The organism is Serratia sp. YC16, from assembly GCF_009707615.1.
GTDB classification, from domain to species: domain Bacteria; phylum Pseudomonadota; class Gammaproteobacteria; order Enterobacterales; family Enterobacteriaceae; genus Serratia; species Serratia surfactantfaciens.
Genome location: NZ_WLYN01000001.1, coordinates 574,144 through 594,580, shown reverse-complemented (window position 1 = coordinate 594,580; position 20,437 = coordinate 574,144). Strand labels below are relative to the sequence as shown.

Here is a 20,437-nt window from a genome sequence, read left to right as displayed (position 1 = left end):
AAAGTTTTTTTATTATTAAAGCTTATTAACAACGGCGTTTTCTTCACCATCAGGGTAAAACACGGTGTTTATGGCTTGTGAGTTTCAGCATACCGGGGCGACACCGATATACCTGGCTGCGGGTAAGCCGCAGTGTTTAACCTAGGATGGTATAAGATATGAAATTGCAGCAGCTTCGTTACATTGTGGAAGTGGTTAACCACAACCTGAATGTCTCCTCAACGGCAGAAGGGCTCTATACCTCGCAACCCGGCATCAGTAAACAAGTGCGCATGCTCGAAGACGAGCTGGGCATCCAGATTTTCGCCCGCAGCGGCAAACACCTGACCCAGGTCACCCCGGCAGGCCAGGAAATCATTCGCATCGCGCGTGAAGTGCTGTCCAAGGTGGACGCCATTAAAGCCGTGGCCGGTGAACACACCTACCCGGACAAAGGCTCGCTGTACGTCGCCACCACGCATACTCAGGCACGCTATGCTTTGCCTAACGTGATCAAGGGCTTTATCGAGCGTTACCCGCGCGTCTCGCTGCACATGCATCAGGGCTCGCCGACGCAGATCGCCGAAGCGGTCTCCAAGGGCACCGCCGATTTCGCCATCGCCACCGAAGCGCTGCACCTGTACGACGATCTCATTATGTTGCCGTGCTATCACTGGAACCGTGCGGTAGTGGTGAAACCCGATCATCCTTTGGCGGGCAAAAGCAGCATCAGCATTGAAGAGTTGGCGGCTTATCCGATCGTCACTTACACCTTCGGTTTCACCGGCCGTTCGGAGCTGGATACCGCCTTCAACCGCGCCGGCCTGACGCCGCGCATCGTCTTTACCGCCACCGACGCCGACGTGATCAAAACCTACGTGCGCCTGGGATTGGGGGTAGGGGTTATCGCCAGCATGGCGGTGGATCCGGTGCAGGATCCGGACCTGGTGACGGTGGATGCGCGCGATATCTTCACTTACAGCACCACCAAGATTGGCTTCCGCCGCAGCACCTTCCTGCGCAGCTACATGTACGACTTCATTCAGCGCTTCGCGCCGCACCTGACGCGCGACGTGGTCGACAGCGCGGTGGCGCTGCGCTCCAATGAAGAGATCGAAGCCATGTTCAAAGACATCAAGCTGCCGATCAAATAATCCCCCGCGTTGACGACATCAAACCACACCCGGACAGGCCAGCGCCTTTCCGGGTTTTTTATGAGCAAGCGCCTGCGACATAAACCGCCCCATTCGCAAATTGCGCTAATCCAATCTTGACCAGGGGAACGCGCTGCGGTGCTCTTGCGCCAGACCAAAGTCCCTCTGCCATTTCCATTAAGTTTCTGAATAGCCCTCATTCTGCGTTGAGGCGGCCTGTGTCTTGCTGGTTAGGAATCCTCCGAAAATGAGGCGTTTTTGTTCTGGCAAAGAGTTTTTTTTCTCTCGGAAGTTAAAGTGATGCTAACCAATTGTCACCGGAGCCGCTTATCTCATGACCAGCCGTATCTCTGTCCAATTGCCCGTTGAGGGCCTGCTTTTTTGGAAGCTGGCGGGCCGTGAAGCCTTGTCCGAGCCGTTTGCGCTGACGCTGACCTTGCTGGGCCGCGATGCCCGTATTAATCGCAGCGAGCTGTTGGGGCAACCGGTCACGGTGACTCTGCCGACGGGGCTGCTGTCAGCGGATCGCCATATCAATGGCAAGGTGACCCGCGTGGCCGTCAGCGCCGTCGAGTTAAGTGGCACGCGTTATGCCGTGTATACGCTGACGGTGGAATCGGATCTATGGCCGATGAAGCGCGATCGCAATCTGCGCATCTTCCAGGGCCAGACGGTGCCGCAAACGGTGCGTGCTTTGCTCAGCGAATATCAGGTGAACGTAGAGGATAAACTCACCGGTCACTATCGGGTGTGGGATTACTGCGTTCAGTATCAGGAGAGCAGTCTCGACTTCATCAGCCGCCTCATGGAGCTGGAGGGGATCGTTTACCACTTTCGCCATGAGGCGGGCCGTCACACGTTGGTGCTGACGGATGCGGCAGGGCAGTATCAGCCGTTTAGCGGCTACGAGACGATTCCCTACCATCAGACTCCGTCTGGCGGCAGCACCCTCGAACAGGGCATCGGGCAATGGGCACCGGAAGACAGCGTGACGCCTGGCATTTACGGCCTGGACGACTATGACTTCCGCAAGCCGAACGCCTGGCTGTTCCAGGCACGCCAAAACCCGGCCTCGCCGATGCCGGGCAGCATCGACGTCTACGATTGGCCGGGCCGCTATGTCGAACACGCTGATGGGGAGTTCTACGCACGCGTGCGCCAGGAGCGCTGGCAGGTGGAACATCAACAGATACACGGCACCGCAACGGCGATTGGAGTGGCGCCGGGCTACACCTTTACCCTGATCAACGCCCCGTTTTTCAGCGATAACGGCGAATACCTGACGACGGCCGCCGATTACACGTTCTCCGAGAACCGCTACGCCAGCGGCGAAGAAGGCGAAACGGTACATCGCATCGACTTTACGGTTATCCCGGCCGCCACCGTTTTTCGCCCGCTGACGGTGACGCCGTGGCCGCGCACCTATGGCCCGCAAACGGCCAGGGTGGTAGGGCCCGCCGGCGAGAATATCTGGACGGACAAATACGGCCGGATAAAAGTGAAGTTTCACTGGGATCGCCGCGCCAAAGGGGATGACACCAGTTCGTGCTGGGTAAGGGTCTCGAGCGCTTGGGCGGGGCAAGGGTTCGGTTCGGTACAAATACCGCGCGTCGGGGATGAAGTGGTGGTGGACTTTATCAACGGCGATCCGGACCGGCCGATTGTCACCGGGCGCGTCTACAATGAAGCGAGCATGCCGCCGTGGGTGTTGCCGGCGGCGGCGACGCAAATGGGCTTTATGACCCGCAGTAAGGACGGCAGCCGGGACAATGCCAGCTATCTGTTTTTCGAAGATAAGGCGGGCAGCGAGGCTGTAGAGCTGCATTCCGAAAAGGATATGAAGGTTTCGGTGGAAAATGACCAGCAGGTCAATATCGACGGCAACCGGACGACAACTATCCTCAAGCAACAGCAAGACGAAGTGACGGGCAACGCCACCTTCCACTACAAAGGCCAGCGCACCACCACGGTGGATCAAAAAGAAACCGGCTATTTTAATGGCGGCGTCGCAACGGAGATCAAGGCGGGGCGGACGTTCGACATTAAAGACGGCGGCGACAAGGTTACGATCAAAGGCGACCGCACCAGCGATATCGACGGGAATGAAAGCCACCATGTCACCGGCAAACTGACCGAGACTCTGGATAAAGGGCGGGAGGTTAAGATCGGTGCCGGCGGCCATAAAGAGGACGTTACCGGCGGCGTCACACGCGAGATCAAAGGCGGCGTCAATGAATCGATCAAAGACGGCGTTACCACCAACATCAATAGCGGCGACTGGACGCAAAACGTCAACGCGGGAACCATTACGATTTACAGCCCGCATCAAATCAAGATTGTCAGCGGTGAAAAGATCAGCCTGGAAGCGCCGGAGTCCGTGTTCAATCCCAAGTTGCACAGCCTGACCGTGACCGCCTTCAGCGAAAGTATCACCGGCAACAGCGTATCGGCATCGGCGATAACCAGCAGCATCGTTGGCGTGTCCAACAGCCTGACAGGCTTGTCAAATTCTTATAAGCTGAAAGAGTTTTCAAAGACGGCGTTTAAAACGGAAACGAACGGTGTGGTGGTGAATATCGAGGTGACCAATATCAGCAACAGAACGCTGAATGTAACGAATAACTCGTTGTTTATAATTACATAAAATGGAGCAGCACACTTATGTCTCTGGCTGATATGTCGAAGTACTTCCTGTATGCGGGGATCGCCACCCCTGTCGTGATGGGTATTTTCTTTTACTGTATTTTTAAAAATAACGGCGGTAACTCGAGCGAGATGTCCGCGGTTAAAAACTATCTCAGCAAGGACAGCTGGCAAGGCGAGATTATCGCCTCGCGCCTCGAGTCCTGTCGGCAAACCAACACCCGATACGGTAATGATTTTTTCTTTGACGTCGATTTTTATCTGCCGGGCGACACCCGCCTTCACACCGCCAAAGCCCTGGTTCAACCTGGCCAGATGCATCTGCTGCACAAAGGGATGGGCATCCAGGTGAAGAAGGGCCGTAAGAATCAGCTGGCGGTGGTGGGCATGGATTTCCCCGCTGAACCATTGTAAACCTGCCTTTTCGTGCTAAAGCGCCGCATCGTTGCGGCGTTTTTGTTGGCGCGCTGTCTAACCCCTTGGCCGTGTTGATCCTTTCTTCCCGTTGATTGTTCCCGCCTATCGTTGTGTGCAAAACGTGTTGTTATCAAATCGTTAACTTATCTTTGTGGTATCTTTAAACAAGACCTCAGTAATTACCCTGTTTTACTCACAATAAGAAATGGAGGAGCTATGTCGTCCGATCTTCGTGAAACAAGTATGGATAAGCTGGTTGCGCTGAATAGCGAGTATTACTATTACAGTCTGCCGCTGGCAGCGAAGCAGCTGGGTGATATCGACCGGTTGCCAAAATCGATGAAAGTGCTGTTGGAGAACCTACTGCGCCATGTGGATGGTGACACCGTGCAGGTTGACGACCTCAAGGCCATCGTCGCCTGGCTGCAAACCGGCCATGCTGACCGTGAGATCGCCTACCGTCCTGCGCGCGTGCTGATGCAGGATTTTACCGGCGTCCCGGCGGTGGTCGATCTGGCGGCGATGCGCGAAGCGGTGCGGCGGCTGGGCGGCAACGTCGACCAGGTGAACCCGCTGTCGCCGGTGGATCTGGTGATTGACCACTCGGTCACCGTCGATGAATTCGGCGATGACAACGCCTTTGAAGACAACGTGCGTATCGAGATGCAGCGTAACCACGAGCGCTACACCTTCTTGCGTTGGGGGCAGAAAGCCTTCAACCGCTTCCGCGTGGTGCCGCCGGGCACCGGCATCTGTCACCAGGTTAACCTCGAATACCTTGGCCAAACGGTCTGGCACAGCGACGAAAGCGGCCGCCGCGTGGCCTATCCGGATACGCTGGTGGGCACCGACTCCCACACCACCATGATCAACGGCCTGGGCATCCTCGGTTGGGGCGTCGGCGGCATCGAAGCGGAAGCGGCGATGCTGGGCCAGCCGGTGTCGATGCTGATCCCCGACGTGGTCGGCTTCAAGCTGACCGGTAAGCTCAGAGAGGGGATTACCGCCACTGACCTGGTGCTGACCGTCACCCAAATGTTGCGCAAGCACGGCGTGGTCGGCAAGTTCGTCGAGTTCTACGGCGACGGCCTGGCCGATCTGCCGCTGGCGGACCGTGCGACCATCGCCAACATGTCGCCGGAATTCGGCGCCACCTGCGGCTTCTTCCCGGTGGATGACGTTACGCTCGGCTATATGAAACTCAGCGGCCGCAGCGCCGAACAAATCGCGCTGGTAGAGGCTTACGCCAAGGCGCAGGGCATGTGGCGCCATCCGGGTGATGAACCGGTCTTCACCAGCTCGCTGGCGCTGGACATGTCGACGGTGGAAGCCAGCCTCGCCGGACCGAAACGCCCGCAGGATCGCGTCGCGCTGCCGAATGTGCCGCAGGCGTTCAAGGCCGCTACCGAACTGGATATCGGTGGGCACAAGGCCAAGGCCGACAGCAAAACCTTTACGCTGGACGGGCAGCAGCACGAACTGCGCGACGGTGCGGTGGTGATCGCGGCGATCACCTCTTGCACCAACACCTCCAACCCGAGCGTGATGATGGCGGCCGGCCTGCTGGCGAAAAACGCCGTCAAGAAGGGGCTGCGCAGCAAGCCCTGGGTAAAAACCTCGCTGGCGCCGGGCTCCAAAGTGGTGACCGACTATTTCGACAGCGCCAAACTCACTGCCTATCTGGAAGAGTTGGGTTTCAACCTGGTGGGGTATGGCTGTACCACCTGCATCGGTAACTCGGGTCCGCTGCCGGATCCGATCGAACAGGCGATCAAAGAGGGCGATCTGACCGTGGGCGCGGTGCTGTCAGGCAACCGTAACTTCGAAGGGCGCATCCACCCGCTGGTGAAAACCAACTGGCTGGCCTCGCCGCCGCTGGTGGTGGCCTATGCGCTGGCGGGCAGCATGAAGATTGATCTGAGCAAAGAGCCGCTCGGCGAGGGCAACGACGGTCAACCTGTTTACCTGAAGGACATCTGGCCGAGCAGCCAGGACATCGCTCAGGCGGTGGAAGAGGTGCGCACCGAGATGTTCCACAAGGAATACGGCGAAGTGTTCGACGGCGACGCCAACTGGCAGGCGATCCAGGTGACCGGTTCGGCGACCTATCAGTGGCAGGAAGACTCGACCTATATCCGCCATCCGCCGTTCTTCAGCACCATGAAGGTGAAGCCGGATCCGGTGCAAGACATCAAGGATGCGCGCATTCTGGCGATACTGGCCGACTCGGTGACCACCGACCACATTTCGCCGGCGGGGAATATCAAGCGCGACAGCCCGGCGGGGCGTTATCTGAGCGAGCACGGCGTGGCACCGCAGGATTTCAACTCCTACGGTTCGCGCCGCGGCAACCATGAAGTGATGATGCGCGGCACTTTCGCCAATATCCGTATCCGCAACGAAATGGTGCCGGGCGTGGAGGGCGGTTATACCCGTCATATTCCGTCGCAGCAGCAGCTGTCTATCTACGACGCCGCGATGCAGTATCAGCAAGAGAAGGTGCCGCTGGCGGTGATTGCCGGTAAAGAGTACGGTTCCGGCTCTAGCCGTGACTGGGCGGCGAAAGGACCGCGCCTGCTGGGCGTGCGGGTGGTGATCGCCGAATCCTTCGAACGCATTCACCGCTCCAACCTGATCGGCATGGGCATTTTGCCGCTGGAGTTCCCACAGGGGGTGACGCGCAAAACGCTGGGGCTGACCGGGGACGAGCAGATCAGCGTCGGCGGCCTGCAACAGCTGCAGCCGGGCCAGACGGTGCCGGTGCACATCACCTATGCCGACGGGCGCAAGGCGGTGATTGACACCCGTTGCCGTATCGATACTGGCAATGAGCTGACCTACTACGAAAACGACGGTATCCTGCACTATGTGATCAGGAAGATGCTGTAAATCGAGCAATAAAAAGGGCGCCGCAAGGCGCCCTGATTGTTTCCGCCGCGGCGGCGATCACTTCTGGTCGAGCAAATGGCCCATTTTGGCGGCCTTGGTCGCCAGATAGTGTTCGTTCTTCGGGTTGCGGCCGACGATCAGCGGCACGCGTTCGCTGATGTTGATACCGGCTTCGGTCAGGATCTCGACCTTTTTCGGGTTGTTGGTCAGCAAACGCACCGCGTCGACGCCCAGCAGTTTGAACATGTCGGCGCACAGGGTGAAGTCGCGTTCGTCGGCGGCGAAGCCGAGCTGGTGGTTGGCTTCCACGGTGTCTGCGCCCTTATCCTGCAGGGCGTAGGCGCGGATCTTGTTCAACAGGCCGATGTTGCGGCCCTCCTGGCGATGATAAAGCAGGATGCCGCGGCCTTCTTCAGCGATCTGCTCCAGCGCGGCTTCCAGTTGAAAACCGCAGTCACAGCGCAGGCTGAATAAAGCGTCGCCGGTCAGACATTCGGAATGCACGCGTGCGAGCACCGGCGCTTCGCCGGAAATGTCACCGAATACCAGCGCCAGATGGTCATGCCCGGTCGCCAGTTCTTCGAATCCTACCATCAGGAAATCGCCCCAAGGTGTCGGCAGTTTTGCCTCTGCCACCCGTTTAAGCTGCATGTCACTCTCCACAAAAGCGTACGATTCAATCATTGTCGCGCATCCTAAGTCCGGTTCAGTACATTGACCAAGACTAAAACGTGCTACGCCGATCTCTATTTCGTTAATTATCGGCTATTTTGCCACAACTTCTTGCCGGGCGGTGCTCAGCAAACCAGCAGATGGCGTTTTCTGGCCACCTATTATTGCGATAGGTTGCCTATCTGTTTAATTTTTAGCGTGTTATCAATATTGCACTCTTGTTACACTGCTGCCTGATTCACGCAGAGGAAAATGGCAATGTATGAGATAGCAAAACGCACGGCGGGCGGCGCGCTGCTGTTGTTGTTGATGCCGCTGGCAGTCTGGGTATCCGGCTGGCACTGGCAACCCGGCGGCAATGAGCCGCTGCTCAAAGCGCTGTACTGGGTGACCGAAACCGTAACCTCGCCGTGGGGCATTCTGACCAGCGTTATCCTCTGCGGCTGGTTTTTGTGGTGTCTGCGCTTTCGGCTGAAGGCGGCCATCGGTTTGGCGATCCTGCTTTTCGCCGCGCTGGTGATCGGGCAGGGGGTGAAGTCGTTAATCAAGGATCGGGTGCAAGAACCGCGGCCGTTTGTAGTATGGCTGGAGCAAACCCACGGCGTGGACGGCAAATATTTTTATTCGCTGCACCGCAAAGAGCGCAGCGCGCTGGTGCGCGAGCAGCTGCAGGATCAAACTGTGGTGCCGAACTGGCTGCGCAAGCACTGGCAGTTTGAAACCGGCTTCGCGTTTCCGTCGGGGCACACCATGTTCGCCGCCACCTGGGCTCTGTTGGGAGTAGGGTTGCTGTGGCCGCGTCGCCATTATAAAACCGTCGCGCTGCTGATGGTGTGGGCAACGGGGGTGATGGGCAGCCGTCTGCTGCTGGGAATGCATTGGCCGCGCGATCTGGCGATGGCTACGCTGATCAGTTGGCTGCTGGTGGTGGTCACCTGCTGGCTGGCGCAGCGCTGGTTCGGCCCGCTGACGCCGCCGCCACAAGAGCAGCAGGAAATCGCGGCGCGCAAGCCGGAGCCGTGATGGTTATGTGACCATGTCACATGCAACGCGGCGCCCGATCGGCGCCGCATTAACCGCTTACATTTTCCCGCCATTGCAATCTGCGCCGCCGCCCCCATATCCTTATAAATTCGACGTTTTGAGAAGCTTTCTCATCAATTTGATCGCTAAAGCCGTTGACTGCCGAATATGCCAGCAGATATGTGGTTTTATCGTGCCGCAGGGTTTCCCTGCCGCAACGGGAAATGCTAACTTAAGGGTTAGGGACGCCACGTTTTGGCATCGTTCATCCGATTCACTCGGCATCGCGGGAAAGAATGTGAAATATTTGCTGATTTTTTTGTTGGTTCTGGTGATCTTCGTGATTTCCGTCACTCTGGGTGCGCATAACGATCAGGTGGTCAATTTTAACTATCTGGTCGCGCAGGGCGACTATCGCGTATCGACCCTGTTGGCCACGCTGTTTGGCGCCGGTTTCGTGCTCGGCTGGATCATTTGCGGCCTGTTTTACCTGCGCACGCGCATTGCGCTGGGCCGCGCCGAGCGCAAGATCAAAAGGCTGGAGCTGCAGCTCGAGCAGCCCGCTGAACCGGCGGCTCAGCCCGTTGTCAGCAAGGAATAATCCTCTATGTTAGAACTGCTGTTTCTGTTGCTGCCCGTGGCTGCCGCGTACGGTTGGTACATGGGGCGCAGAAGCGCTCAGCAGGACAAACAGCAAGAAGCCAACCGCCTGTCGCGTGAATACGTGGCAGGGGTGAACTTTCTGCTTTCCAACCAGCAGGACAAGGCGGTCGATCTGTTCCTCGATATGTTGAAAGAGGACAGCAACACCGTTGAGGCTCACCTGACGCTGGGCAACCTGTTCCGTTCGCGCGGCGAAGTCGACCGCGCTATCCGTATCCATCAGGCATTGATGGAAAGCGCCTCCCTGACCTTCGAACAACGTCTGTTGGCAGTACAGCAGCTGGGCCGCGATTATATGGCGGCCGGGCTGTACGATCGGGCGGAGGATATGTTCAGCCAGTTGACCGACGAAGCGGATTTTCGTGTCTCTGCGCTGCAGCAGCTGCTGGTGATCCATCAGGCCACCAGCGATTGGCAAAAAGCGATCGACGTGGCGGAAAAGCTGGTCAAGCTGGGCAAAGAGAAACAGCGCGTCGAAATTGCGCACTTCTATTGCGAGCTGGCGCTGCAGGCGATGGGCAGCGACGATCTCGATCGGGCGATGAGCCTGCTCAAGCGTGCGGACGCCGCCGACAAACAGTGTGCGCGCGTGTCCATCATGTTCGGGCGCATCTACATGGCGCAAAACGACTACGCCAAAGCGGCGGAATCGCTGCAGCGCGTATTGAGCCAGGATAAAGAGCTGGTCAGCGAGACGCTGCCGATGCTGCAGGAGTGCTACCGGCATCTGCCGGAACAGCAGCACAACTGGGCGGATTTCCTGAAACGCTGTGTGGAAGAGAACACCGGCGCCACCGCCGATCTGATGCTGGCCGAAATCATCGAGCAGCACGAAGGGCGCGACGTGGTGCAGGTCTATATCAACCGTCAGCTGCAGCGCCATCCCACCATGCGGGTGTTCTATCGGCTGATGGATTACCACCTGGCAGACGCTGAAGACGGCCGAGCGAAAGAGAGTCTACTGCTGTTGCGCGATATGGTCGGCGAGCAAATTCGCACCAAACCGCGTTACCGCTGCCACAAATGTGGCTTCACCGCGCACTCGCTCTATTGGCATTGCCCGTCGTGCCGCGCCTGGTCGTCGGTTAAACCGATCCGCGGTCTGGACGGGCAATAACGCGGCGGCGAGACAAAACAAAACGGGGCGATAAATCGCCCCGTTTTTTTATGTTCATCACTTACTTTTTCTTGCCGCCTTTGGCGCCGGTTTTCAACAGCTGACGCAGTTTCTTCAGCTCTTTCTGGCTCAGCGGCTGTTCAATCTCTTCTTCGGTGCTTTGATTGTCGATCTCGCCGTGGTGCAGCTCATCCGCTTTCTTGGTGGGTTTTTCAGCCTTGGCGGCGGGCTCGCTGAAGCTGCTTTCCAGGCGTTGGCACACTTCTACGCTCAACGAAAATTCGTTTTCAGCGGCGGCGGCGCGGATTTTTTCCTTCAGTTCCAGAGGAATTTTAATGGTAAGTGTCGATATCTCGCTCATTTTGAAAGCCTTTCTGCAGGAAGATGCCTTCAAGCTAAGCCACTGACGATCGGGTGTCTAGTGTGTAATAAAAATTTAATATTTCTGTAACAAAATGGGGCGGGGGAAATGCGGTTTTTTTCAGGCGGTAAACAGAGGCAGGGCCCGAACGGTCGGGCCCTGTACCGGAAACATTATTTGTAGATGATCGCGGTGCCGCTCAACATGTTGTTACCACCGGCGGAGATGATACGGTAGCTGCTGGCGCCCTGGGCATCGGCTTTAGCGGCCAGTTTTTTCTCCAGGCTGCTGAGGGTCGTTGCGTGACCTGCGGAAACGACGCCGGTGGCGGTCAGGTTATCGGCCTGCTGGCTGCTGATCGGTTCAGCGGCGAAGGTGGCGAAAGAGGTCAGTGCAATAGCGGCAGCGGCTGCAAAATATTTGATGGTTTTCATAGGTGACTCCAGTCTGTTTATTTAGGAAGGAAGCCGTTCGCTTCCGATGTGGTGAATAATAAAGCATCCGTGCCGATTGAAAATCTGATAATGCTGAGCAAGTCTTTCAAAATATCTGATTAACAATTTACGCATCTTTACGGCGTTTTACGCTGCGTAGTTTATTGCTGACGGGCGTTCGTTGACGCGCCATGACAAAGACGGGAGGTAACATGACAGAGCGTAGGTGCGCGCTGCGGCTGGGATTTCTGGTCCCCGGCATGTAGAATGCGGCGGTCAGTTTCGCGGGTGAGTCCCTGATTATGTCCATTTTACAGAAGGTAGAAGAAATGAAGTCTAAAAATAACACTAATAACAATGACTTAAAATCATCTCCAATCGTTGTGGCGTTAGATTACGCCGATAAGAACGCTGCGCTGGCGTTCGCCGACCGTATCGATCCGCAAGACTGCCGCTTGAAAGTGGGCAAAGAAATGTTCACGTTGTTTGGGCCGCAGCTGGTGCGCGATCTGCACGGGCGCGGCTTCGACGTGTTTCTCGACCTGAAATTCCACGATATTCCCAATACCACGGCGCATGCGGTGGCCGCAGCGGCGGAGCTGGGCGTTTGGATGGTTAACGTGCACGCCAGCGGCGGCGCGCGCATGATGACCGCCGCTAAAGAAGCACTGGTGCCTTACGGCGCGGATGCGCCGCTGCTGATCGCCGTTACGGTGCTGACCAGCATGGAAGCGGAAGACCTGCGCGGCATCGGCATCGAGACCAGCCCGGCGGAGCACGCCGAGCGCCTGGCGCGCCTGACCCGCGACTGCGGGCTGGACGGCGTGGTGTGTTCGGCGCACGAAGCGCAGCGCCTGAAGGCCGCCTGCGGGCAGGCTTTCCAACTGGTGACGCCGGGGATCCGCCCTGAAGGCAGCGCGGCGGGCGATCAGCGCCGCATCATGACGCCGGTGCAGGCGCAGGCCGCCGGCGTGGACTACATGGTGATTGGGCGTCCGATCACCCAATCTGCCGATCCGGCCGCGACGCTGCGCGCGATCCGCGCCTCTTTGGCCTGAGGAAGCGATGATGAATGACGATAACAGCCGTCTGGTGTATTCCACGGACACCGGTCGCATTAAGCAGGAAGAGGTTAAACCGCAACGCGCCAAGGGCGACGGCATCGTGCGCATCCAGCGTCAGACCAGCGGCCGCAAGGGGAAGGGCGTGTGCCTGATCGCCGGCGTCGATCTGGATGATGCCGCGCTCGACAAGCTGGCGGCGGAATTGAAAAAGAAATGCGGCTGCGGCGGTTCGGTGAAAGAAGGTGTCATCGAGATCCAGGGCGATAAGCGCGACCTGCTTAAACAGTTGCTGGAAGCCAAAGGCATGAAGGTGAAGCTGGCGGGCGGCTGAGGCGAATCGCCATGCCGCAGTGCAATGCCGCGGCATGGCTTGAGGTTGTTGCTGCCGGGGGTTAGCCCGTTAACGGCAAAAGAACCATAGACTTAAAGTAAAACAGACCTGAAATCATCGTTATTCTGGTTAATACGTCAAAGCGCAGATGCGCTTTTGCCAGCCTGTCGGCGGAAGACTATCGGTCAGGTTTATTTGCCAACCTGGTGACCGATGATACCCCCTACCGCAGCCCCACCCAGCGTGCCCAACGCGCTGCCGTTGGTCAGCACCGCACCGCCGACTGCACCGGCGCCGGCACCGATAGCGGTGTTGCGATCGCGTTTGGACATGTTGGAACATGCGCTGAGTGAAAACGCCAGAGTCAGAGCCAGAGCGGCGGTGGCGAAACGTTTATTGATAATCATCATAATGACTTCTCCTTAGCATTGGCTATATGGAAGTGCCCTGTAAGTATAGGCGTTAACCATAGATCAGGCCTGCCGTTGGTTCCCATACAGTATCGATATAAAAAATGGCATCTTTTGTTAACGGCCGAATAATTAGCAGGTTACGGCCCAAAAGTTACCGAAGCTGAGTATAGGTTTCTCGGGAAGGATAAACAGGTAAATAGTCTTAAAAACCCGCTGTGCAAGGGGAAAGGCGCGCGGTGTGGCCCGCGCGGCGCGATAGGTGCGGTGGCGGCCGCGTTACTCGTTGACCAACTCAAGCTGCACGCCCTGGCGTTTCAGCTGATGTTGATACTCCAGCGCCAAACGTGAATCGGTGATCACCCGGCTGATCTGTCCCGGCTGCGCCAGCGGGTTGGGTTGGATTTGGCCGAATTTGCTGGAGTCCGTCAGCACGATATTCTCCACGCCCTTGGTCAGCACTGCGCTGACCACATCGGCGCGCATCATGTCGCGGCCGGTAAAGCCGGTTTCGGCCTGAAAGCCGTCAATGCCGATAAATGCCTTGTTGAAATGCACCTGTTGAATGCACAGCCGCGTCAGCGGGCCGACCACGGTCTCGCTTTTCTTCTGGTACATGCCGCCCAGCACGATGACGTCGCAGTCGGTTTCTTTGAGCAGGTTGGCGATGTAATGGCTGACGGTGATAAGCGTAATGCGCTTGCGTTCGGCGATGTAGCGGGCCAGCAGGGCATTGGTGCTGCCGCTCTCGATAAAGATCGTCTCGCCGTCATTGACCTGCGCGGCGGCGTACTGCGCCAACCGCTGCTTGAGGGTGAAATTGGACATCATGCGGGCGTCGACGTCGTCGCTCTCTAACGCCACGGCAGAGCCGTGCACCCGTTTCAGATAACTGCGCTTTTCCAGCAGGTTGAGATCCTGCCGGATAGTGACTTCCGAGACGCCCGAGGCGCGCGCCAGTTCATTGACGCTGATCCGCCGGCGATCGTTAACCAACTGCAATATGGTCTGTTGTCGTAAATTCATATCGGCCTGATGATGCGGCCACCAAGGCGCGGCCGCTAAGAGTCAAAGGTTTAAAGAGTATGTTCTGTGCGCGCAATAATATCATCCTGCGCCTCAGGGGATAATGCGGTAAAGAAGGCGGAATAGCCAGCTACGCGAACCACTAAATCACGATATTGGTCAGGGTGTTGCTTCGCCGCCAGCAGCGTTTCGCGCGACACGATATTGTACTGCACATGCCAGCCTCGGTAGTTCTCGAAGAAGGTGCGCAACATCAGCATCAGCTTTTCCCGATCGCGCGGGTTGTCCAGCGTCGCCGGGTTCAGCTTTTGATTGAGCAGCACGCCGCCGAGGATCGCCTCGGTCGGCAACTTGGCGAGCGAATTGAACACCGCCGTCGGCCCCAGGTGATCGGTACCTGACGCTGGGCTGGCGCCTTCCGCCAGTGGCGTGTGCGCCTTGCGTCCATCGGGCGTGGCCGCAGTGGCGGCGCCGAAGGGCACGTTGGCCGAGATCGACGAAGTGCCGGCGTAGTAACCACCGCCGATCGGCCCGCGGCCGAAGCGGGTGTTGCGATACTGCTTCAGTTCTTCGATATAGGTTTGGTAGGCGCGCACCAGCAGCCGATCGACCTCGTCCACGTCGTTGCCGTATTTAGGCGCGGCGTTGAGCAGCCGCTGGCGCAGCTGTTCGCCATCCAGCCCGGCGAAGTCGTCGGCCAGCGCCGCCGCCAGCTGTTGCTGGCCGATCGCCCCCTGGTCAAACACCAGTTTGCGCACCGCCGCCAGGCTATTGCCCAGGTTGGCGATGCCGACCTGCAGGCCGGAAACCCAATCGTATTTGGCGCCACCTTGCTTGATGCTTTTACCGCGTTCGATGCAGTCATCCACCAGCGCGGAACAGAGGATATCGTGGGCATTCTCTTCCAGCACGCTGTCCACCACGCATTCGATCTCGATCGACTTGCGCGTGTAGTAGCGGATTTGCCGGTCCCAGGCGGCTAAGACCTGCTCGAAATCGGCGAAGTTTCCTTTGGATAGCGCCTGTGCCTGCGGCAGGAAGATCTGCCCGGAGGTCGCGTCGCGGCCCTGTTCCAGCGCCGCCAGCAGCACGCGGGCGAAGTTGATGAAGCTCATGCCGGTGCAGCGATAGCCCCATTTGCCGCCGACGGCGGTCTCGATGCAGCCGATGGCGGCGTAGTCGTAAGCGTCTTGTGGCTCAACCCCCAGCCTGATGAATTCGGGAATGACGATTTCGTCGTTGTTGAACGCCGGCATGCCGAAACCGCAGCGGATCACCTGCACGCAGGCGTCGAGGAAGTCGCCGCTCATCCCGGCATGGTAACGTACGCTGAGGTTGGGCTGGGTGGAGCGCAGGCGGCCGCAGGACTCGAGAATGGCGTAGGACAGCGGGTTGACCGCATCGCACGGCCGCCCGTCGATCAGCTTCTGTCCGCCGATGGTGACGTTCTGGTACAGCGGGCTGCCGGCGGAAGCCTTGGAATGCGAGCCGGAGCGGATCTTGTTGACCTCCAGCAGCTTCAGCCAGCAGCTGTGCAACAGCTCGATGGCGTCTTCCCGCGCCAGCTTTTGCTCCAGCTCCACGTCACGCCGATACCAGGGATAGAGGTATTGATCGAGGCGGCCGAAGGAAACCGAATGGCCGTTGGATTCGATCTGCAACGTCAGCTGGATGAAATAGCACAGCTGCAGCGCCTGCCAGAAGGTTTGCGGCGGGCGATGGGCGATCTGTTCACAGTTATCCGCGAGGGCCAGCAGTTCGGTGCGCCGCCAGTCGCGCGGTTCGTTTTGCGCCATGTCGCGCGCCAGGCGGGCGAAGCGCAGGATGTGCTCGCTCAGCGCCGCCAGCACGATGTCGATGGCGTTGAGAAACTGCGCTTTGTGCAGATCTTCCCACTCGGTCAGGTGCAGACGGCTGCGGCGCGCGTTCACTTTTTCACGCAGGCCGTCGAGACCTTTCTCCAGCAGCAGCGGGAAGTTAACCGCCAGGTGGGCGTCGCCGGAGGTCATGTTGCCCTCGGCCTTGATGATGCCGGTGGCCAGCAGCGCCTTTTGCTCGTCGGTGAACATGCCGTAGCAGCGATCCTGCACCGTTTGGCCGCGCCACCAGGGGCACAGGCGATGCAAAATCGCCTTGTTCTCTTCGCTGACCGAAAAACCGGCGCCCGGCCGGTCGGCTAGCTGGTCGATCTCGTTCTCTACCCAGCCGACGGTGTATTCGGGGAAGATCGGCGCGGCGCGCAGCTCGCTGGCCTGGTTGCCGACGATCAGCTCGTCGTTAGCGATCCAGATGGTGCGCTTCGCCAGATGGTTAGCCAGCGCCAGCGCGCGACGTACCGGCAGTGGCCGATCCTGATGCTGTTGATAGGCTTCGGTATAGTGCTGCGCACGCTCGGTGCACACCGGCGGTTTGACGATGTGAATCAGCGCTTTCTTGTGCGCCTGGATGCGGGCGCTTAGGGTGGTCAAATCCAACGTGGTCATGGCGTTATCCTCGCAAAATGGCGGTCAGGCCTTTGGCGCCGGCATAGGCTTCGGCGAAGGCCAGCAAATCCGGCGCGTCCAGCGGCGTGCGGGCGGCGCGGTAGGGCTCTCCGAGCAGGTGATACTTGTTGATGCCCAGCGTGTGGTACGGCAGAAAGTGGATCTCCGATACGCCGATCTCGTCGGCGGCGAAGTCGACGAGCGCGCGGACTGAGCGGCGATCGGCGTTGAAATCGGGGATCAGCGGCACGCGCACGGTCATCTGCACGCCATGCGCCGCCAGACGGCGGAAGTTGTTCAGTACCCGGCGGGCGGAGCCGCCGGTCCAGGTTCTGAAGCGCGCTTCGTCGGTGTGCTTGAGATCGGCCAACAGCAGGTCCAGCCACGGCAGCGAAGGGGTGATGTAACGCCACGGCACGTGCAGACAGGACTCGACGGCGGTGTGAATGCCGGCCTCGCGGCCGCGCCGCAGCAGCTCTGCCGCCACCTCCGGTTGCATAAAGGGTTCGCCGCCGGACAGCGTTAAACCGCCACCGGTACGCAGATAGAAAGGCTTATCCCGCATCACCTCGGCCATGATATCGTCGGGATTGATCGCGCTGCCGCACAGGCTGAGTGCGCCGGTCGGGCAGACGGTGGCCAGGGCCGCATAATCCTCGGCGTTGATGTGCTCGCGTTGCAGCGTCAGCGCGCCGTTCGAAGTGGGCTGCAGGCCTTGTGGGCAGCGCGCGGCGCACAGCGTGCAGCCGCTCAGACACAGGCGCTGGTCAAACAGCAGATCCGCATGGCGCGAGCGGCTTTCTGGATTCTGACACCAACGGCAGCTCAGCGGGCAGCCTTTTAAAAAGACCACGCTGCGAATGCCGGGGCCGTCATGGGTCGAATAGCGCTGCAGATTAAAGAACATGAGTCACCCGTTTGGCGTTGCTGAATCTTTCGCCATTAAAGATGTTTCGAATGAAAGTTGAATTGATTTTGGTCAAAGGTTGGCGGGGTTTTTACCCTATGATGATCAGAGTTTGAATCCGCCCACAGAACAAGACACAGGAGTCCGTGATGGAGCTTTATCTCGATACCGCCGATGTGACTGCGGTAAAACGCCTGGCGCGCATTCTGCCGTTGCACGGCGTCACCACCAACCCGAGCATCGTGGCGAAAGAAGGCAAGCCGATCTGGGAAGTGCTGCCCGCGCTGCGCGACGCCCTCGGCGGCACCGGCAAGCTGTTTGCGCAGGTGATGGCGACCGATGCAGAGCGTATGGTGGCTGAGGCGGCGCTGCTCAGCCAGCGTGTGCCGGGGCTGGTGGTGAAGATCCCGGTGACCGCCGAAGGATTGGCGGCGATCAAGAAACTCAAAACGATGTCCATCCCGACGCTGGGCACTGCGGTATACGGCGCCGGGCAGGGGCTGTTGGCGGCATTGGCCGGGGCGGAATATGTGGCGCCTTATGTCAACCGCGTGGATGCGCAGGGCGGCGACGGTATCGAAATGGTGCACGAGCTGCAGCAGCTGTTGAGCCTGCACGCGCCGTCGGCGCAGGTGCTGGCCGCCAGCTTCAAGACGCCGCGCCAGGCGTTGGAATGTCTGCTCGCGGGCTGTCAGGCCATCACGCTGCCGGTGGACGTGGCGGAGCAGTTCCTGAATGCGCCGGCCGTACAGGCCGCGGTCGAGAAGTTCGAGCAGGATTGGCAGGGGGCTTTCGGCAGCAGCCTGCTGAACTGATGGCCTGCGCCTATTCCTCGGTGCTCACACTATTATCGCTAAAGGGTGGCGGCTACGCGCCATCCTCCTTTCATTATCCATTATCGGCTTTCCTTTCACTTAATTGTCGCTGAACTGTTTATTTTCCGCATGATCTCTCTTTCGGGAAAAATCGATTGATTTTTGCCCTTATCGGCTCATAATTCGTCACTAAAGCAGTGTCATTACAATTATTTAAATTATTTATAATATTTCACTCATAAATTTATTGAAATAATAATGATGGGGAGCCAAGGATGCGCTCAAATTACGTTCGTGCTGTGCCTTGTTTTATTCGCTATGGTCTGTCGGGATTGTTGCTCGGCGCCGTGCCGTTTTTTTCCGCCTCTGCGGCTGAGGCTTTCAGCCAGGGCGCGGCGGCTATTGATGCCCGTGAGCAGCTGCGTCAGCAAGAGCGAGAACGCGCCCTGCAGAACCAAAACACCCCTCAGGCCGATGCGCGCGTGGCTGCCCCTGAGCGGGTGCTGCCCGATTATCCTCCTCACGAAAAACCCTGTTTTACCATCAACCGGTTGGTGCTCGTCGGCGAGTCGGCCGAACGCTTTCAGTGGGCGCTTGCGGCCGCCAACGATGCCAAAGGCCGTTGCCTGGGTGGGCGGGGGATCGTGCTCGCTATCAACAAGGTGCAAAATGCCATTTTGGCCAAAGGCTACGTCACAACTCGGGTGATGGCGCAGGAGCAGGATCTGACTCAGGGCACGTTGACACTGACGTTGCAACCCGGGCGTATTGGCGACGTCCGCTTTGATGAGCCGGTTTCCTGGCGTGGACGGTTGTGGAACGCCGTTCCGGCCTCGCGCGGCGATCTTCTTAACCTGCGCGATATCGAGCAGGGGCTGGAGAACTTCAGGCGGGTGCCCAGCGCCAATGCCGACATTAAAATCGTGCCCGGCACCCAGGAAGGCACCAGCGATCTGCAGGTCAACTGGCACGAGGGGCGCCCGGTGCGGCTCAGTCTGGGGTTGGACGACAGCGGCTCCAAAAGCACCGGGCGCTATCTTGGCTCGGCCACCCTGGCTATTGATGCCCCGTTTGCGCAAAATGACCTGTTCTACGCCAACATCGGCAAGGATTTATTCCAACACGGGCCGTTCGGCAACCGTTCGCATACGCTGAACTATTTCTTCCCGGTGGGATATTGGGCCTTCTCGGCCAACTATAACGACTACACCTACCATCAGAACATCCCCAACGCCAATGAGGTGCTGCGCTACAGCGGCAAGAGCGACAACTTTCAGTTGACCGTTTCCCGGTTGCTGTACCGCGACCAATCGCACAAGACCACGCTCAACCTGCGCGGCTATCGCAAGCACTCGACCAACTATGTGGAAGACATCGAAATGACCCAGCAAAAGAGGCGGACAGCGGGCTGGGAGATTGGACTGAACCAGCGCAGTTACCTCGGGCGCAATACGCTGGATGCGTCGGTAGCTTGGCGGCGCGGCACCGGCGCCCTGGGAGCGCTGCGCGCGCCGGAGGAAGCCAATCACAACGGCTCGGCGCGTACCGGCATCCTGCTCGGGGATGCGGGGTTCAACATGCCGTTCTCCTGGGGTGAGCAGCCCTGGCGGCTGTATACCAGCGTGCGCGGCCAGTGGAGCCCGAACGCGCTGACGCCGCAGGAGCGGATGGCCATTGCCGGGCGCTACACGGTGCGCGGTTTTGACGGCGAGCAGATGCTGTCTGGCGAAAAAGGCCTGGTCTGGCGTAACGACATCGCCTGGAATGTGTTTGCCCGCGGTCACGAACTCTATCTGGCCGCCGACTACGGGCGGGTGGACGGCCCGAATACGCGAGGCTTGCCGGGGCGGCAATTGGCGGGCAGCGCGCTTGGGGTGCGCGGCGCCTTGTGGGGGCGACTCAGCTATGACCTGTTCGCCGGCGTTCCTTTGTACAAGCCTGCGGGTTTCCACACCTCGGGTGCCACGGCCGGCTTCAGCGTTAACCTGGAAATCTGAACGCGGGCCAAGCGGTAGTGGCGGCTTGCCTGACGTTGACCGTAACGGATTG

At 58.8% G+C, this 20,437-nt stretch carries 18 protein-coding genes; 11 read left to right on the top strand and 7 right to left on the bottom strand.

The features are described 5' to 3' along the window. Positions 1-158: 158 nt before the first annotated feature. From cysB to acnA, 4 genes are all read left to right on the top strand, one after another. Positions 159-1,133 carry an HTH-type transcriptional regulator CysB gene (gene cysB / locus GKN89_RS02685; protein ID WP_004930690.1) on the top strand — a complete coding sequence of 325 codons (975 nt, stop codon included), beginning with the start codon at positions 159-161 and terminating at the stop codon, positions 1,131-1,133. Positions 1,134-1,467: 334 nt separating this feature from the next. Further along, positions 1,468-3,777, top strand: a complete 2,310-nt coding sequence (locus tag GKN89_RS02680; RefSeq protein WP_074054077.1) for a type VI secretion system Vgr family protein — start codon at positions 1,468-1,470, stop codon at positions 3,775-3,777. Between the two features lie 17 nt (positions 3,778-3,794). Continuing rightward, positions 3,795-4,190: a hypothetical protein gene (locus GKN89_RS02675; protein WP_154746306.1), complete on the top strand. Its 396-nt coding sequence runs from the start codon at positions 3,795-3,797 to the stop codon at positions 4,188-4,190. A 219-nt stretch (positions 4,191-4,409) separates the two neighbouring features. Further along, positions 4,410-7,082: an aconitate hydratase AcnA gene (acnA, locus tag GKN89_RS02670; protein ID WP_154746305.1), complete on the top strand. Its 2,673-nt coding sequence runs from the start codon at positions 4,410-4,412 to the stop codon at positions 7,080-7,082. Between the two features lie 57 nt (positions 7,083-7,139). Here acnA and ribA read toward each other — a convergent pair whose 3' ends face one another. After that, a complete protein-coding gene (gene ribA / locus GKN89_RS02665) occupies positions 7,140-7,733 on the bottom strand; it encodes a GTP cyclohydrolase II (RefSeq protein ID WP_019452695.1) in 594 nt (197 codons plus the stop codon). A gap of 279 nt (positions 7,734-8,012) precedes the next feature. On the opposite strand from ribA, the gene pgpB reads away from it, so the two are divergent. The 3 genes from pgpB (at position 8,013) to lapB (ending at position 10,557) form a co-directional block, all read left to right on the top strand. Next, complete coding sequence (gene pgpB / locus GKN89_RS02660; protein ID WP_019452694.1) at positions 8,013-8,777, top strand: phosphatidylglycerophosphatase B; 765 nt, start codon at positions 8,013-8,015, stop codon at positions 8,775-8,777. 298 nt (positions 8,778-9,075) lie between these two features. Then, positions 9,076-9,378, top strand: a complete 303-nt coding sequence (locus tag GKN89_RS02655) for a LapA family protein (protein WP_004930650.1) — start codon at positions 9,076-9,078, stop codon at positions 9,376-9,378. Positions 9,379-9,384: 6 nt separating this feature from the next. Further along, entirely contained in the window at positions 9,385-10,557 is a 1,173-nt protein-coding gene (gene lapB / locus GKN89_RS02650) for a lipopolysaccharide assembly protein LapB (protein WP_019452693.1), read from the top strand. 61 nt (positions 10,558-10,618) lie between these two features. On the opposite strand, the gene GKN89_RS02645 is transcribed toward lapB, so the two are convergent. Together GKN89_RS02645 and GKN89_RS02640 are read right to left on the bottom strand one after the other, a co-directional pair. Beyond that, the gene (locus tag GKN89_RS02645) at positions 10,619-10,918 is read right to left on the bottom strand and encodes an Arc family DNA-binding protein (protein WP_019452692.1); all 300 of its coding nucleotides are present in this window, start codon (positions 10,916-10,918) and stop codon (positions 10,619-10,621) included. Positions 10,919-11,091: 173 nt separating this feature from the next. Beyond that, on the bottom strand, positions 11,092-11,352 hold the full coding sequence (locus GKN89_RS02640; protein WP_019452691.1) for a YdgH/BhsA/McbA-like domain containing protein: 261 nt from the start codon (positions 11,350-11,352) through the stop codon (positions 11,092-11,094). 329 nt (positions 11,353-11,681) lie between these two features. On the opposite strand from GKN89_RS02640, the gene pyrF reads away from it, so the two are divergent. Then, positions 11,682-12,410: an orotidine-5'-phosphate decarboxylase gene (gene pyrF / locus GKN89_RS02635; protein ID WP_195933982.1), complete on the top strand. Its 729-nt coding sequence runs from the start codon at positions 11,682-11,684 to the stop codon at positions 12,408-12,410. A 10-nt stretch (positions 12,411-12,420) separates the two neighbouring features. Beyond that, positions 12,421-12,747 (top strand): stress response translation initiation inhibitor YciH, encoded by a 327-nt coding sequence (gene yciH / locus GKN89_RS02630; protein WP_019452689.1) that lies wholly within the window; start codon positions 12,421-12,423, stop codon positions 12,745-12,747. Between the two features lie 191 nt (positions 12,748-12,938). Here yciH and osmB read toward each other — a convergent pair whose 3' ends face one another. From osmB to GKN89_RS02610, 4 genes are all read right to left on the bottom strand, one after another. Then, positions 12,939-13,157 (bottom strand): osmotically-inducible lipoprotein OsmB, encoded by a 219-nt coding sequence (gene osmB, locus GKN89_RS02625; protein ID WP_004930634.1) that lies wholly within the window; start codon positions 13,155-13,157, stop codon positions 12,939-12,941. 279 nt (positions 13,158-13,436) lie between these two features. Next, the gene (locus GKN89_RS02620) at positions 13,437-14,183 is read right to left on the bottom strand and encodes a DNA-binding transcriptional regulator YciT (RefSeq protein ID WP_154746303.1); all 747 of its coding nucleotides are present in this window, start codon (positions 14,181-14,183) and stop codon (positions 13,437-13,439) included. A gap of 50 nt (positions 14,184-14,233) precedes the next feature. Continuing rightward, positions 14,234-16,666 (bottom strand): formate C-acetyltransferase/glycerol dehydratase family glycyl radical enzyme, encoded by a 2,433-nt coding sequence (locus tag GKN89_RS02615; RefSeq protein WP_154746302.1) that lies wholly within the window; start codon positions 16,664-16,666, stop codon positions 14,234-14,236. 4 nt (positions 16,667-16,670) lie between these two features. Further along, on the bottom strand, positions 16,671-17,573 hold the full coding sequence (locus GKN89_RS02610; protein ID WP_154746301.1) for a glycyl-radical enzyme activating protein: 903 nt from the start codon (positions 17,571-17,573) through the stop codon (positions 16,671-16,673). A 149-nt stretch (positions 17,574-17,722) separates the two neighbouring features. Here GKN89_RS02610 and fsa point away from each other — a divergent pair, with 149 nt between their 5' ends. Together fsa and GKN89_RS02600 are read left to right on the top strand one after the other, a co-directional pair. Next, positions 17,723-18,388, top strand: coding sequence for a fructose-6-phosphate aldolase (gene fsa / locus GKN89_RS02605; RefSeq protein WP_154746300.1), 666 nt, complete (start codon positions 17,723-17,725; stop codon positions 18,386-18,388). Positions 18,389-18,663: 275 nt separating this feature from the next. After that, the gene (locus tag GKN89_RS02600; RefSeq protein ID WP_154746299.1) at positions 18,664-20,385 is read left to right on the top strand and encodes a ShlB/FhaC/HecB family hemolysin secretion/activation protein; all 1,722 of its coding nucleotides are present in this window, start codon (positions 18,664-18,666) and stop codon (positions 20,383-20,385) included. The last annotated feature ends 52 nt before the right edge of the window (positions 20,386-20,437 follow it).

Bases quoted from the DNA above. Each gene is read 5' to 3' on its own strand.
- cysB (WP_004930690.1), top strand. From the start codon at position 159: ATGAAATTGCAGCAGCTTCGTTACATTGTGGAAGTGGTTAACCACAAC.
- GKN89_RS02680 (WP_074054077.1), top strand. From the start codon at position 1,468: ATGACCAGCCGTATCTCTGTCCAATTGCCCGTTGAGGGCCTGCTTTTT.
- GKN89_RS02675 (WP_154746306.1), top strand. From the start codon at position 3,795: ATGTCTCTGGCTGATATGTCGAAGTACTTCCTGTATGCGGGGATCGCC.
- acnA (WP_154746305.1), top strand. From the start codon at position 4,410: ATGTCGTCCGATCTTCGTGAAACAAGTATGGATAAGCTGGTTGCGCTG.
- ribA (WP_019452695.1), bottom strand. From the start codon at position 7,733: ATGCAGCTTAAACGGGTGGCAGAGGCAAAACTGCCGACACCTTGGGGC.
- pgpB (WP_019452694.1), top strand. From the start codon at position 8,013: ATGTATGAGATAGCAAAACGCACGGCGGGCGGCGCGCTGCTGTTGTTG.
- lapB (WP_019452693.1), top strand. From the start codon at position 9,385: ATGTTAGAACTGCTGTTTCTGTTGCTGCCCGTGGCTGCCGCGTACGGT.
- GKN89_RS02645 (WP_019452692.1), bottom strand. From the start codon at position 10,918: ATGAGCGAGATATCGACACTTACCATTAAAATTCCTCTGGAACTGAAG.
- GKN89_RS02640 (WP_019452691.1), bottom strand. From the start codon at position 11,352: ATGAAAACCATCAAATATTTTGCAGCCGCTGCCGCTATTGCACTGACC.
- pyrF (WP_195933982.1), top strand. From the start codon at position 11,682: ATGAAGTCTAAAAATAACACTAATAACAATGACTTAAAATCATCTCCA.
- yciH (WP_019452689.1), top strand. From the start codon at position 12,421: ATGAATGACGATAACAGCCGTCTGGTGTATTCCACGGACACCGGTCGC.
- osmB (WP_004930634.1), bottom strand. From the start codon at position 13,157: ATGATGATTATCAATAAACGTTTCGCCACCGCCGCTCTGGCTCTGACT.
- GKN89_RS02620 (WP_154746303.1), bottom strand. From the start codon at position 14,183: ATGAATTTACGACAACAGACCATATTGCAGTTGGTTAACGATCGCCGG.
- GKN89_RS02615 (WP_154746302.1), bottom strand. From the start codon at position 16,666: ATGACCACGTTGGATTTGACCACCCTAAGCGCCCGCATCCAGGCGCAC.
- GKN89_RS02610 (WP_154746301.1), bottom strand. From the start codon at position 17,573: ATGTTCTTTAATCTGCAGCGCTATTCGACCCATGACGGCCCCGGCATT.
- fsa (WP_154746300.1), top strand. From the start codon at position 17,723: ATGGAGCTTTATCTCGATACCGCCGATGTGACTGCGGTAAAACGCCTG.
- GKN89_RS02600 (WP_154746299.1), top strand. From the start codon at position 18,664: ATGCGCTCAAATTACGTTCGTGCTGTGCCTTGTTTTATTCGCTATGGT.